The organism is uncultured Acidovorax sp., assembly GCF_964021665.1.
Classification (GTDB): Bacteria; Pseudomonadota; Gammaproteobacteria; order Burkholderiales; family Burkholderiaceae_C; genus Acidovorax; species Acidovorax temperans.
Genome location: NZ_CAXIAK010000031.1, coordinates 24,338 through 37,386, shown reverse-complemented (window position 1 = coordinate 37,386; position 13,049 = coordinate 24,338). Strand labels below are relative to the sequence as shown.

Here is a 13,049-nt window from a genome sequence, read left to right as displayed (position 1 = left end):
GGTGTGGACATCGCCAACGTGAAGATGAGCATGAACCCCTTTGACGAAATCGCCGTTGAAGAGGCCGTGCGCCTGAAAGAAAAAGGCCTGGTGACCGAAGTCATCGCAGTCTCCTGCGGCGTGGCCCAATGCCAGGAAACCCTGCGCACCGCCATGGCCATCGGCGCTGACCGCGCCATCCTGGTGGAAACCGACGCCGAACTGCAGCCCCTGGCCGTGGCCAAGCTCCTCAAAGCCCTGGTCGACAAAGAACAACCCCAGCTCATCATCCTGGGCAAACAAGCCATCGACGACGACGCCAACCAGACCGGCCAGATGCTCGCCGCATTGGCAGACCTGCCCCAGGCCACCTTCGCCAGCAAGGTTGAACTGGCTGCCGACAAAGTCAGCGTGACCCGTGAAGTCGACGGCGGCCTCGAAACCCTGGCATTGAGCCTGCCAGCCGTCATCACCACCGACCTGCGCCTGAACGAACCTCGCTACGTCACCTTGCCCAACATCATGAAGGCCAAGAAAAAGCAGCTGGACACCGTCAAGCCCGAAGACCTCGGAGTGGACGTGGCTCCGCGCCTGAAGACCCTGAAGGTGACCGAACCCGCCAAGCGCGGCGCAGGCATCAAGGTGGCTGACGTAGCTGCACTCGTTGAAAAACTCAAGAACGAAGCGAAGGTGATCTAAATGTCGGTACTCGTTATTGCTGAACACGACAACGCCAGCATCAAAGGCGCAACCCTCAACACCGTCACTGCCGCTGCAGCTTGCGGCGGCGACGTGCACATCCTCGTCGCCGGCCACAACGCCGGTGCCGCCGCACAAGCCGCTGCCCAGATCGCCGGTGTCGCCAAAGTCATCCACGCCGACGCAGCCGGCCTGGCCCACGGCCTCGCTGAAAACGTCGCCGCGCAAGTTTTGGCTATCGCCAGCAACTACAGCCACATCCTCTTCCCCGCCACCGCTGGCGGCAAGAACGTCGCCCCCCGCGTGGCCGCCAAGCTCGACGTCGCCCAGATCAGCGACATCACCAAAGTAGTGAGCGCCGACACTTTCGAGCGCCCCATCTACGCTGGCAACGCCATTGCTACGGTGCAAAGCAGCGACAGCGTCAAGGTCATCACCGTGCGCACCACCGGCTTTGACGCCGCGGCTGCCACCGGTGGCAGCGCACAAGTCGAAACCGCAGCCGCTGCAGCCGACAACGGCAAGAGCAGCTTCATCGGCAGCGAAATCGCCAAGAGCGACCGGCCCGAGCTCACCGCCGCCAAGATCATCGTCTCCGGTGGCCGGGCTTTGGGCAGCGCCGAGAAGTTCAACGAAGTCATCACCCCGCTGGCCGACAAGCTGGGCGCAGCCATTGGCGCCAGCCGCGCTGCGGTGGACGCAGGCTACGCCCCGAACGATTTGCAAGTGGGCCAGACCGGCAAGATCGTGGCGCCGCAGCTGTACATCGCTGCTGGTATCTCGGGTGCGATCCAGCACTTGGCAGGCATGAAGGATTCGAAGGTGATCGTGGCGATCAACAAGGATCCGGAAGCGCCGATCTTCAGCGTGGCGGACTATGGGCTGGAGGCGGACTTGTTCACGGCTGTGCCTGAATTGGTCAAGGCGCTCTGACCTGCCCAGGCCTTCCACCATCGGCCCGCATGTGCAAGGCTGATTGCTACTAAAAACATAGCTGCTAGCGCTTATCCATAAAGCGTTAGCAGCTATTTTTAGGCTCTTCTAGCGAATAGTAGTGATGGAAATCGCCGCACGTCTGTAAACGACGATTTCGACGTACGACATTTATCGAGTGCATCACTAGCATTCGCTAGAAGAGCCTATTTTTACTTGAAAAACGATACAGGAGACAACACCATGAACGCATCCCTTTCTCGCCGCCGCATCGTGCAGGCCACAGGCGCTGCGCTGGCCACGGCCGCGCTGCCCGCACTGGCGCAGTCCGGCTGGCCCAGCCGCCCCATCCGCATCGTGGTGCCGTACACCGCCGGTGGCTTCACCGACCAGATGGCGCGCCTGCTGACCGTGGGCCTGCAAAAGCAGTTGGGCCAGCCCGTGGTGATCGACAACAAGCCCGGTGCCAACAGCATCATCGGTGTGGAAGCCGTGGCCAAGGCCGCGCCCGACGGGCACACCTTTGGGGTGGTGATTCCGGCCTTCACCGCCAACACCACGCTGTACCCCAAGCTGCCCTACAACCCGCGCAAGGATCTGGTGGGCGTGTCGCTCATGGGCGTGTCGCCCCTGGTGGCTGCCGTGGCGCCCAATGCGCCGTTTAAAACGGTGAAGGAACTGGTGGCTTACGCCAAGGCCAACCCGGGCAAGGTGAGCTTTGCTTCATCAGGCACCGGCTCGGCCGCGCACCTGACGAGCGAGCTGCTCAAGTCGCTCACGCAGACGTTCATGGTGCACATTCCCTACCGTGGCGCGGCACCGGCGCTCACTGATCTGCTGGGCGGCCAGGTGCCGTTGTTTCTCGATCCACCTCCCAACCTCATCCAGCCTGCCAAGGCAGGTCGCATCACGCTGATTGGCGTGGCCAGCGAAAAGCGCCTGCCCATGCTGCCCGATGTGCCCACCTTCATCGAGCAGGGCATTCCCGGCATGGTGGGCAGCACCTGGGCCAGCATGATTGCCCCGGCAGGCACGCCGCGCGACATCGTCAAACGCATGTCCGACGCGGTGAACGCCATCATCCAGAGCGAAGAAACCAAGGCGAAGCTCGAAGCCATGGGCACCTTCGGCGAAGGCACCACGCCCGAAGCCTGCGACGCCTTCCTGGCGGCCGAGACGACCAAGTGGGGCAAAGTGATCCGCGACGCGGGCGTGACGCTGGATTGATCTGGTGCCGGGCCTGGGGCCTGGCCTTTGAGCCGGTTTGGGGAACGGGCGCTTACGCGTAGCGCTTGGCCCGCAGGTTTTCTTTCATCTGCTGCAGGATGGGTTGCAGCGAGCTGCCAATGCGCAGCGCCACGCAGGTGGCCAGCACGTCGATGATGAGCAGGTGCATCAGGCGCGACACCATGGGGCTGTAACGGTCGTACCCCTCGGGGTGGTCGGCGGCCAGGTGGATGTTGCAGGTGCTGGCCAGCGGCGAACCGCTGGCGGTGATGGCAATGGTGACGGCGCCGTTCTTGCGGGCAATGTCGGCAGCGTCCATCAGGTCGCGCGTGCGGCCCGAGTTGGAGATGATCACCGCGCAGTCGCCCGGGCCGAGCAGGGTGGCGCTCATCACCTGCATGTGGCCGTCGCTGCTGGAGATGGAGGTGACGCCCAGGCGGAAGAACTTGTGCTGCGCATCCTGCGCCACGATGCCCGAGTTGCCCACGCCGTAGAACTCGATGCGCTTGCCCTTCTTCCAGGTGTCTGAGATGGCCTGCGCCGCACGCTCCAGCGCCACGGTGCTGGCCGCGTTGCGGTATTGCAGGAAGGCCGCCACGGCGTTGTCCACCACCTTCACCAGCACATCACCCGTCTTGTCGTCCACGTCCACACTGCGGTGGATGAAGGGCACGCCCTCGCTCACGCTGCCAGCCAGCTTGAGCTTGAAGTCGGCCAGCCCGTCGTAACCCATGCTGCGGCAAAAGCGCACCACGGTGGGCTTGCTCACATGGGCGCGCTCGGCTAGCTCGCGCACAGGCAGGCGGGCAAAGGCGCGGGGGTCGGTCAGCACCAGCTTGGCCACGCGCTGCTCTGCCGGGGCCAGGGAACTCAAGGATGCGGTGATGCGTTCAAGCATGGGAGATCCACAGAAAACGAAACGAGGTAACTGCAATGTAACTTGGTTTCATGCAGCGGGGGTTACCGGTAACGGTGCGCGTCTACACTTGCTATCAGCGCTGGCCCGCCTGTGCCCCCGGTCATTCGCGATGCCTTGCCCTGTTCGCTGTCCACTTTTGAGACCATTGCCATGAACCAACTCGACGCCCTCAAACAGTTCACCACCGTGGTTGCCGACACTGGCGACTTTCTGCAACTGGCCCAGTTCCGTCCGCAGGACGCGACGACCAACCCATCGCTGATCCTCAAGGCGGTGCAGAAGCCCGAATACGCACCCCTGCTCAAGGACACCGTGGCCAAGTGGCAAGGGCGGGCGATGGACGAGGTGATTGACCGCCTGTTGGTGCGCTTTGGCTGCGAAATCCTCCAGCATGTGCCGGGCCGCGTTTCCACCGAAGTGGATGCCCGCCTGAGTTTTGACGCTAGTGCCACCGTCACGCGCGCCGAACGCATCATCGAGCTGTACCAAGCCGAAGGCATCCACATCAACCGTGTGCTCATCAAGATCGCCGCCACGTGGGAAGGCATTCAGGCTGCTGCCCAGCTGGAGCGCAAGGGCATCCACACCAACCTCACGCTGCTGTTCTCGTTCGCCCAGGCCGTGGCTTGCGGCCAGGCCAAGGTGCAACTGATTTCCCCGTTTGTGGGCCGCATTTACGACTGGTACAAGAAGCAGGCGGGCGCGAGCTGGGACGAGGCCGCACGCAGCGGGGCCAACGATCCTGGTGTGCAGTCCGTCACGCAGATCTACAACCACTACAAGCGCTTTGGCATTGCCACCGAGGTGATGGGCGCGAGCTTCCGCAACGTGGGGCAGATCACGGCATTGGCGGGCTGCGATTTGCTCACCATTGCCCCCGAGCTGCTGGCCCAACTGGCCGCCACCGAAGCCCCACTGCAGCCTGCCTTGAGCGCCGATGCCGCCAAGGCGATGGATCTGCCCTTCGTGACCTACGACGAACCAAGCTTCCGCTATGCCTTGAACGAAGACGCGATGGCGACGGAAAAGCTGGCAGAAGGCATTCGCGCGTTTGCGGTGGATGCGGTCAAGCTGGAAAAGCTGATTCAGGCCATCTGAGCAGGGTTCCTGCCAGCCTTTGACAGGTTCTTAGGGCAGGGCTGGCAGCGAGATCCCCACGCGCAAGCCGTGGGGTGCTATGGACTCTGCAAAGGTTTGCCCAGCATGGCGCAGGGCAATCTCGTCCACGATAGACAAGCCCAGGCCGCAACCGCCGGCCTTGTCTGACCCGCGCCAGAACCGCGCGAACAGGTCGCCCAGGTGCTCTGCGGGCACCCCGGGGCCATCGTCTTCCACTGCCAGCGCAGCCATGCCAGGGGCGGGGATCTGCACCCGCACGGTGACGGTAGTGCCGGTGCCAGCGTAGTGCAGTGCGTTGTCAATCAGGTTGTTCAGCGCTTCGCGCAGCAGCAGGGGGTGGCCCAGCACGCGGAGTTGCTCCTCGCCTTCGTAGCCTAGGTCAATGCCCGCGGCCAGGGCCTTGGCGGTCCATTCGCGTGCCACTTCGCAGGCCAGTTGCGGCAGGTCCAACGGCTGCATGGGCACGTTGCTTTCTGAGCGTGCCAGTTGCAGCAACTGGTGAACCAGGTGGGCACTGCGCTGGGCGGCCGACAGCACTTTGTGCAGCCGCTCACGCACCTGGGGCTCATGGCTTTCGTGCAGGGCCAGCTCGGTCTGGCCGATCAGGCCTGCCAGCGGCGTACGCAGCTGATGGGCTGCATCGTTGAGGAAGCGCTTTTCCTTTTGTTGCCCGCGGGCCACGGCTTCCAGCAAGCGGTTGATGGTGCTGGCGAGGGAATACACCTCTTGCGGGGCCGAGGTCAGTTCAATGGGCGGTAGCGGGTCTGCCGCGTTGTGGTTGCGCTTGCCGGCCCGCTCAATCTGCGCTTCCAGCCGCTTGAGGGGTTGCAGGCCGCGCAGCACACCGGCATACAGGTGCTGGGCATGCTGGGGCTGTCCAGCTCCATCACCGGTCTGGTGCTGGTGCACTGCTTGGCGGGGCTGGCGGGCACCACGCTGTTCTTTCGCAACTACTACGCCGCCATTCCGAAGGAGCTGGTGAATGCGGCGCGCATGGACGGGGCGAACTTCTGGCAGATCTTCTGGCGCATCGTGCTGCCGCTGTCCACGCCCATCTTCATGGTCACGCTCATCTGGCAGTTCACCAACATCTGGAACGACTTCCTGTTCGGCGTGGTGTTCTCGGGAACCGAGTCCAAGCCCATCACCGTGGGCCTGAACAACCTGGCCAACACCAGCAGCAGCGTGAAGGCCTATAACGTGGACATGGCCGCCGCCATCATCGCGGGCCTGCCCACCATGGCCATCTATGTGTTGGCCGGAAAGTTTTTTGTGCGCGGGCTGACGGCCGGTGCCGTCAAAGGGTAGGAGAGCCTGTTATGCACTTTTACGCGCCCACGTTGGGCCCCCAGGCCTGTGATCGCAAGGCGCGGTCCGCTGCCAATGTCGGGACCTTGGCAAGGACTGCAACGCCGCGAGCGCTGGCCTGGGAGCCCAACCCTTCGGGAAAGCCGGGGAAAGGCCCGGCCACGTTGTTGCAGAACGCTTGCGGTCTCCATACCGCGGCGCGTCCTGCGCCTAGTTGCCGGGCCTTTCCCCGGCTTTCGTGGGCACGTAAAAGTGCATAACAGGCTCTCTATCATGGCGTCATCACTCGAAATTGCAGGCATCAACAAGCGCTTTGGCAGCGGCGACAAAAGCGTGGAGGTTCTGCGCCGCGTGGACATCCACGTTGCGCCGGGCGAGTTCCTCATCCTGGTGGGCCCCTCGGGCTGCGGCAAATCCACTTTGCTCAACATCATTGCGGGCCTGGACGACCCGACCGAAGGTGAGGTGCGCATTGGCGGCAAGAACGTGGTGGGCATGCCCCCGCGCGACCGCGACATTGCCATGGTGTTCCAGAGCTACGCGCTGTACCCCACCATGAGCGTGGCCGACAACATCGGCTTTGCGCTAGAGATGCGCAAGATGCCCAAGGCCGAGCGCCAAAAGCGCATCGACGAAGTGGCCGCCATGCTGCAGATCAGCCACCTGCTGGACCGCCGGCCCAGCCAGCTCTCGGGCGGCCAGCGCCAGCGCGTGGCCATGGGCCGGGCGCTCGCGCGCCAGCCGCAACTCTTCTTGTTTGACGAGCCGCTGTCCAACCTGGACGCCAAGCTGCGTGTGGAGATGCGCGCCGAAATCAAGCGGCTGCACCAGGCCAGCGGCATCACCAGCGTGTACGTCACGCACGACCAGGTCGAGGCCATGACGCTGGGCTCGCGCATTGCGGTGATGAAGGGCGGCGTGGTGCAGCAACTGGGCACGCCGGACGATATCTACAACCGCCCGGCCAACACCTACGTGGCCACCTTCATCGGCTCGCCCACCATGAACCTGCTGCGCGGCGCGGCCACGGGCGGGCAGTTTGGCATCCAGGGCGCGGCGCTGAACCTGGCCGCCCCTGCCAGTGCCAACGAGGTGCTGCTGGGCGTGCGCCCTGAGCATTTGGTGATGCAGGACAGCGCCCCCTGGCGCGGCAAGGTCAGCGTGGTGGAGCCCACGGGCCCCGACACCTATGTGGTGGTGGACACCGCCGCAGGCAGCGTGACGCTGCGCACGGACGCCCAAACCCGCGTGCAGCCCGGCGATGCCGTGGGCCTGGCGGTGGAGCCCGCCAACGCCCACTGGTTTGACGCCAGCAGCGAAAATCGCCTGGCGTGACAGACGGAGCACGCCTGCGGGCGGGCTCTCTGTCGTGGCAATCCTGGCAACCAATTGCTATAAAAATAATAGCTGCTGGCGCTTATTAAGTAAGCGCTAGAGGCCGTTTTTATTTAAAGTACCGCATGACTCCCCTGCGCCTGCTGGCCGACATCGGCGGCACCAACATTCGCCTGGCCTGGCAAGACCAGCCTGATGGCCCCCTGCACGACACCCGCGTGCTGCCCTGCGCCCAGTTCCCCACGGTAGACGCGGCCATTGCCGCCTACCTGGCCGAGGTGAGCATTCCCACCCCACGCGAGGCCGCTTTTGGCATTGCCAACCCGGTCACGGGCGATGAAGTGCGCATGACCAACCACAGCTGGTGCTTCTCGCAAAGCGCGCTCAAGGCGTCGCTGGGCCTGCAGCGCCTGGTGGTCATCAACGACTTCACCGCGCTGGCGCTGGCCTTGCCCACGCTGGCCCCCGCGCAACTGCGCCAGGTGGGCGGCGGTGCGGCCGTGGCGGGCAGCGCGATTGCGCTGGTGGGGCCGGGCACGGGGCTCGGCGTGTCGGGCCTGGTATTCCCACCAGGGGCCAGCCACGGCGTGCCGCTGTCGGGCGAGGGCGGGCACGTGACGCTGGCCGCGCAGACCCAGCGGGAATTTGATGTGCTGGCCATCCTGCAAGAGCGCTACGGCCATGTGTCTGCCGAGCGCGCGGTGTGTGGCGCCGGGCTGGTAGACCTGTACCACGCGCTGCGCAGGCTGGCGCAGCGCGGCGGCAAGGAAGTCAGCTCGGCTGCGCAGGTGACCGACCTGGCTCTGCAGTCGAACGACGCCCTGGCGCTGGAGGCGCTGGACTTGTTCTGCGGCTTTCTGGGCAGCGTGGCGGGCAACCTGGCCCTCACGCTGGGCGCGCGGGGCGGCGTGTATCTGGGCGGCGGCATCGTGCCGCGCCTGGGCACCTGGTTTGACCAATCCTCGTTCCGCGCGCGGTTCGAGTCCAAGGGGCGCTTTCAGTCGTATCTGGCCGATATTCCGTGCTGGATCATCGACCCCACCGCCACCCCCGCATTGCATGGCGCTGCACGCGCGCTGGACATTGCGGGCACCGAATGAACGCTGTGGCAGATTCCTCACCCCGGCCGTTGCAGATCACGGGCCTGCACCACGTCGCGATCATCGCGTCGGACTACGCCCGCTCCCGGCACTTCTACACCCAGGTGCTGGGCCTGCCGGTGGTCCATGAGATGTACCGCGCCGAGCGCCAGTCGTACAAGCTCGACCTGCAGCTGCCCGATGGCACGCAGCTGGAGCTGTTTTCGTTTCCTTCGCCACCATCGCGCCCCTCCTACCCCGAGGCGTGCGGCCTGCGCCACTTGGCCTTGCGCGTGGCCGACATGGACGCGAGCGTGGCGTGGCTCGCAGCGCATGGAGTGGCCGTGGAACCCGTGCGCACCGATCCGGTCACGGGCGATCTGTTCACTTTTTTTGCGGACCCGGACGGCTTGCCCATCGAGCTGGTCGCGCCCTCGGGCGCTGCTGCGCTAGGCGTGTCGGCTGGCTGACCTTCAGCTGTTAGCGGGCATGGCTGAAGGGCCCACCGCTGCGCACAATGCGCCAGTTGCCATCACTGCGACTGCGCCCATGTCTCACCCGCCCGCACCCTCCAGCTCTGCCTCCAACCCACGCCCCAGCCCGGCCCGCTGGCGGCGGCGATCCGTGCTGGTGGCTTCAGCGGGCGGTGCCGCTGCCATCGGGTGGGGCGTGTCCCGCTTGACGGCAGGCCAACATCCGCCACCATGGCATTCACTGGAGCAGGCCCTGGAAGGCATGCGACAGTTGCAGGCGCATTCCCAAGTGCAGCCGTCGTCGGCCGCTGCGCGGTGGTCTTGGTCCCAAACGCTGGAGCACTGCGCGCAGAGCATTGAATATTCGCTGCAGGGCTATCCGCAGCTGTATTCACCTCTGTTCCAGCACACGGCCGGTGCGGCTGCGTTTGCGTTGTTCCGTGCGCGCGGCTACATGCAGCACGACATCAACGAGCCCATTCCGTCGGCCCCCCCGCTGCCTCCACCCGCGCCGGACGCAGCTTCGGCACTTCAGCGCCTGGAGGCCGCAGCTCAGGCTTTTCTGCAGCATTCCGGCCCGCTGCGTCCGCACTTTGCTTACGGTGCCTTGGAGCGCCGCGACTACGAGCAGGCCCACGCGATGCACCTTGCGGAGCATGCGAAGGCGTTTACATCTGCTTGATTCCATCTGCTGCAGTCGTGCGCTGCAGCTGCCGATCGCTGGCCTGGTGAATCGGAAGAGGCGATGCTTGCGTCGCCTCCGTCCCGAATCACATCTCTTCGCTCCAGCAATTCCCATCGCGCGCAATCATCGCGCTGGCGGCCCGTGGGCCCCAGCTGCCTGCGGCATAGGGGCGGGGGCCTGCAGGATCGTTCTTCCAGTACTGCAGGATGGGTTCGACCCAGCGCCAGGCTTCTTCCTGCTCGTCGCTGCGCACGAACAGATTCAGGCGACCGGCAATCACGTCCAGTAGCAGGCGTTCGTACGCGCCCACGCGCTCTGCGCCGAAGCGCTGGTCAAAGTCCAGGTTCAGGTGTACCTGCGAGAGTGCTGGCTCGGTCTGGTGCTGTGCTGCACCTTGCGCCATCAGGTGCAGTTCCAGGCCGTCCTTGGGTTGCAGGTTGATCACCAGACGATTGGCTGCGCCAATGGGCGTCTTGAAAATCGGGTGGGGCACAGGCCGGAAGTTGATGACGATGTGTGCATCGCGCCCTGCCAGCCGCTTGCCGGTGCGAATGTAGAAAGGCACACCCGCCCAGCGCCAGTTCAGGATCTCGGTGCGCAGTGCAACAAAGGTTTCCGTGGTGCTGTCGGGGGCCACCCCTTTTTCCTGCGCGTATCCGGGCACCGTCTGGCCCTGGTGGGTGCCTGCCGCGTACTGGCCGCGGATGACGTGCTGGCCGATGCTCTCCAGCGTCCAGGGCTTGAGCGACTGCAGCACCTTGAGCTTTTCGTCGCGAATCGCGTTGGCGCTGGAGTTGATGGGTGGCTCCATTCCGATGGCGCACAGCAGTTGTAGCGCATGGTTCTGCACCATGTCGCGCAGCGCGCCGGTCTGGTCGTAGAAGGCACCGCGCGACTCGACGCCCAGTTCTTCGGCGATGGTGATCTGGATGTTGGCAATTGTCTCGCGGCGCCACAGGGGCTCGAACAGGGCGTTGCCAAAGCGCAGCGCAAACAGGTTCTGGACGGATGGCTTGCCCAGGTAGTGATCGATGCGGAAAACCTGTTCTTCCTTGAGCACGCGGCGCAGCGTGTCGTTGATGGCCTGGTTCGACTGCAGGTCATGTCCCAGGGGTTTTTCCAGCACCACGCGGGTGGTGGGGCCGTTGAGGCCCACGGCGGCGATCTGTTCGCACACGTTGGTGAACAGGCTGGGGGCCGTGGCCACATACATCACCACCGAGTCCGCTCCACGCGCGTTCAGCAACTCGGCCAAGCGCTGGTAATCTTCGGTCTTGGAAAGATCCATGCGCAGGTACTGCAGCACCGCTGCAAACTGCGCAAATTCTTCTGCACTGGGGCGTTTGGCCAGGTCCACGCTGTCAAAGCGTGACTGGATCAGGCTGCGGTATTGTTCGTCGCTCAGGTCATCCCGCGCCACGGCAATGATGCGCCCTCCTGTGGGCAGCGTTCCATGCCGAAAGGCCTGAAACAATGCGGGCATGAGCTTGCGCCACGCAAGGTCGCCAGTGCCGCCGAACAGGACGAGGTCAAAACTCATGGTGTCTCCGTGAAGTGTGGATCGTTTTGTGGTGAAAATTGTAATCTCGTTACATGAAAATTCCTCTTTGAATCGAGATTTGCAGTGTTTTGTAACCAGAAAGAATCCAGGTATTCGTTGTTGTTTGTGTAATCAAGTTACGATTTCAGCCGATTGAGAACCCTGTCCATCCAAATGTTCATGCCCCTCCGTTGCGACCAAACTACCCCCTGGCCCTTGCTGCAGGCGCACTATGCAGACCGGGGCCGTCACCTGGACATGCGGCGGGCGTTTGAGCAGGATGCGGACCGCTTTGCGCATTTCAGCCAGTCGGCCCCCCATGTGTTCGCTGATCTGTCCAAGAATCTGTGGGATCGCGACTCGGAAGCGCTGCTGCTGGATCTGGCCCGCGCCACGGGCCTGGAAGCGCACCGCAACGCCATGTTTGCGGGCGAGGCCATCAACACCACAGAGAACCGTGCCGTGCTGCACACCTTGCTGCGCAGGCCTGCGAATGTGGCTCTGCCCGGCGATGTGCCCGAAACAGCTCAGCGCCTGGCCGATGTACACAGCACACTGAACGCGATGCTGGCCTTTGCTGAAGAGGTGCGCAGCGATACCGCCATCACCGATGTGGTGAACATTGGTATTGGTGGTTCAGATCTTGGCCCCCACATGGCGGTGCGGGCATTGGAAGAGTTCCGCATTCCTTCCAAGCGTTTCCATTTCGTCTCGAACGTCGATGGCCATGAACTGCACCATGTGCTTCAAGGGCTCAAGGCCGAGAGCACCTTGTTCATCATTGCGTCCAAGACGTTCACCACGGCCGAGACCATGATGAACGCGCGCTCAGCGCTGGCCTGGTTTGCTGCGCAGGGTGGTCAGGATGTGGCGGGGCACTTCGTGGCCTTGTCCACCAACCTCGAAGCCACGCGCGCACTGGGCATCACCACCACCTTTGGTTTTTGGGACTGGGTGGGTGGGCGCTATTCGCTGTGGTCGGCCATTGGTTTGCCGATGGCCATCGCCATTGGCGAGCAAGGCTTCCGTGAGTTCCTGGCCGGTGGCCATGCCATGGACGAGCACTTTCGCACCGCACCGCTGGCGCAGAACCTGCCTGTGCGCCTGGGGCTGCTGGATGTGTGGTACCGCAACTTCTACGGCTTTACCAGCCGCTGCGTGGCGCCGTACCACGCATCCATGTGCCGCTACGCGGCCTACCTGCAGCAGTTGGAGATGGAGAGCAACGGCAAGCGCGTGGCGCTGGACGGCAGCACACTGACTTGCGCCACGTCGCCTGCCATCTGGGGTGAGCCCGGCACCAATGGCCAGCATGCGTTCTTTCAGATGCTGCACCAGGGCGCGGATGTGCTTCCGCTGGAGATCGTGGCCGTGCGCAAGGCATCACATCCGCTGCCTGGGCACCAGCAGAAGGTACTGGCAAATGCTTTGGCGCAGACGCAGGCGCTGATGGTGGGCAAGGCCAGCGATGATGGACACCGCCACTTCCCCGGCAACCGTCCCAGCACGCTGATCCTGCTGGACGCCCTGACACCCACCACGTTGGGTGCCTTGATTGCGCTGCAGGAGCACCGCGTTTTTGTGAGTGGCAGCCTGTGGGGTATCAACAGCTTTGACCAGTGGGGGGTGGAACTGGGCAAGGTACTGGCCAAGGACCTGGAAACGCGCTGGGACAGCGGCGACCTGGCAGGCCTCGACGGTTCAACCGCCGGGCTGCTGCAAATGTTGCGCACCCCTGCGGGGTGAGGCAACG

Annotated in this window: 12 protein-coding genes and 1 pseudogene; 10 read left to right on the top strand and 3 right to left on the bottom strand. The window is 64.0% G+C overall.

The genetic code is table 11. The features are described from left to right. From AADJ04_RS08965 to AADJ04_RS08955, 3 genes are all read left to right on the top strand, one after another. Positions 1-678: electron transfer flavoprotein subunit beta/FixA family protein (locus AADJ04_RS08965; protein ID WP_341239397.1), on the top strand; the 678-nt coding region annotated here is incomplete at its 5' end. Continuing rightward, entirely contained in the window at positions 679-1,611 is a 933-nt protein-coding gene (locus AADJ04_RS08960) for an FAD-binding protein (protein WP_341239396.1), read from the top strand. Between the two features lie 243 nt (positions 1,612-1,854). Continuing rightward, positions 1,855-2,838, top strand: a complete 984-nt coding sequence (locus AADJ04_RS08955) for a tripartite tricarboxylate transporter substrate binding protein (RefSeq protein WP_142082002.1) — start codon at positions 1,855-1,857, stop codon at positions 2,836-2,838. Positions 2,839-2,890: 52 nt separating this feature from the next. On the opposite strand, the gene AADJ04_RS08950 is transcribed toward AADJ04_RS08955, so the two are convergent. Further along, complete coding sequence (locus AADJ04_RS08950) at positions 2,891-3,736, bottom strand: SIS domain-containing protein (RefSeq protein ID WP_066699038.1); 846 nt, start codon at positions 3,734-3,736, stop codon at positions 2,891-2,893. A 171-nt stretch (positions 3,737-3,907) separates the two neighbouring features. Between AADJ04_RS08950 and tal the strand changes: the two genes are divergently transcribed. Then, positions 3,908-4,855: a transaldolase gene (gene tal, locus AADJ04_RS08945; protein ID WP_207374799.1), complete on the top strand. Its 948-nt coding sequence runs from the start codon at positions 3,908-3,910 to the stop codon at positions 4,853-4,855. A gap of 30 nt (positions 4,856-4,885) precedes the next feature. Here the strand turns inward: tal and AADJ04_RS08940 are convergent, their stop codons facing one another. After that, on the bottom strand, positions 4,886-5,557 hold the full coding sequence (locus AADJ04_RS08940) for a HAMP domain-containing sensor histidine kinase (RefSeq protein WP_341239398.1): 672 nt from the start codon (positions 5,555-5,557) through the stop codon (positions 4,886-4,888). 171 nt (positions 5,558-5,728) lie between these two features. On the opposite strand from AADJ04_RS08940, the pseudogene AADJ04_RS08935 reads away from it, so the two are divergent. From AADJ04_RS08935 to AADJ04_RS08915, 5 genes and pseudogenes are all read left to right on the top strand, one after another. Beyond that, positions 5,729-6,184 (top strand): annotated as a pseudogene (locus tag AADJ04_RS08935) (carbohydrate ABC transporter permease); the annotation flags it as partial. 273 nt (positions 6,185-6,457) lie between these two features. Then, the gene (locus AADJ04_RS08930) at positions 6,458-7,519 is read left to right on the top strand and encodes an ABC transporter ATP-binding protein (RefSeq protein WP_066696763.1); all 1,062 of its coding nucleotides are present in this window, start codon (positions 6,458-6,460) and stop codon (positions 7,517-7,519) included. Between the two features lie 125 nt (positions 7,520-7,644). Next, positions 7,645-8,619, top strand: coding sequence for a glucokinase (locus tag AADJ04_RS08925; protein ID WP_341239395.1), 975 nt, complete (start codon positions 7,645-7,647; stop codon positions 8,617-8,619). Positions 8,620-8,624: 5 nt separating this feature from the next. Then, entirely contained in the window at positions 8,625-9,068 is a 444-nt protein-coding gene (locus AADJ04_RS08920; protein WP_341239394.1) for a VOC family protein, read from the top strand. Between the two features lie 79 nt (positions 9,069-9,147). Further along, entirely contained in the window at positions 9,148-9,753 is a 606-nt protein-coding gene (locus tag AADJ04_RS08915) for a DUF1569 domain-containing protein (protein WP_341239393.1), read from the top strand. Positions 9,754-9,841: 88 nt separating this feature from the next. Here the strand turns inward: AADJ04_RS08915 and zwf are convergent, their stop codons facing one another. Next, positions 9,842-11,296 (bottom strand): glucose-6-phosphate dehydrogenase, encoded by a 1,455-nt coding sequence (gene zwf, locus AADJ04_RS08910; RefSeq protein ID WP_341239392.1) that lies wholly within the window; start codon positions 11,294-11,296, stop codon positions 9,842-9,844. A 174-nt stretch (positions 11,297-11,470) separates the two neighbouring features. On the opposite strand from zwf, the gene pgi reads away from it, so the two are divergent. Continuing rightward, positions 11,471-13,042, top strand: coding sequence for a glucose-6-phosphate isomerase (pgi, locus tag AADJ04_RS08905; protein ID WP_341239391.1), 1,572 nt, complete (start codon positions 11,471-11,473; stop codon positions 13,040-13,042). The last annotated feature ends 7 nt before the right edge of the window (positions 13,043-13,049 follow it).

What these genes read in the sequence shown, in the direction of transcription:
- zwf (WP_341239392.1), bottom strand. Translation starts at nt 11,296, where the DNA reads ATGAGTTTTGACCTCGTCCTGTTCGGCGGCACTGGCGACCTTGCGTGG.
- tal (WP_207374799.1), top strand. Translation starts at nt 3,908, where the DNA reads ATGAACCAACTCGACGCCCTCAAACAGTTCACCACCGTGGTTGCCGAC.
- AADJ04_RS08915 (WP_341239393.1), top strand. Translation starts at nt 9,148, where the DNA reads ATGTCTCACCCGCCCGCACCCTCCAGCTCTGCCTCCAACCCACGCCCC.
- AADJ04_RS08960 (WP_341239396.1), top strand. Translation starts at nt 679, where the DNA reads ATGTCGGTACTCGTTATTGCTGAACACGACAACGCCAGCATCAAAGGC.
- AADJ04_RS08955 (WP_142082002.1), top strand. Translation starts at nt 1,855, where the DNA reads ATGAACGCATCCCTTTCTCGCCGCCGCATCGTGCAGGCCACAGGCGCT.
- pgi (WP_341239391.1), top strand. Translation starts at nt 11,471, where the DNA reads ATGTTCATGCCCCTCCGTTGCGACCAAACTACCCCCTGGCCCTTGCTG.
- AADJ04_RS08925 (WP_341239395.1), top strand. Translation starts at nt 7,645, where the DNA reads ATGACTCCCCTGCGCCTGCTGGCCGACATCGGCGGCACCAACATTCGC.
- AADJ04_RS08950 (WP_066699038.1), bottom strand. Translation starts at nt 3,736, where the DNA reads ATGCTTGAACGCATCACCGCATCCTTGAGTTCCCTGGCCCCGGCAGAG.
- AADJ04_RS08930 (WP_066696763.1), top strand. Translation starts at nt 6,458, where the DNA reads ATGGCGTCATCACTCGAAATTGCAGGCATCAACAAGCGCTTTGGCAGC.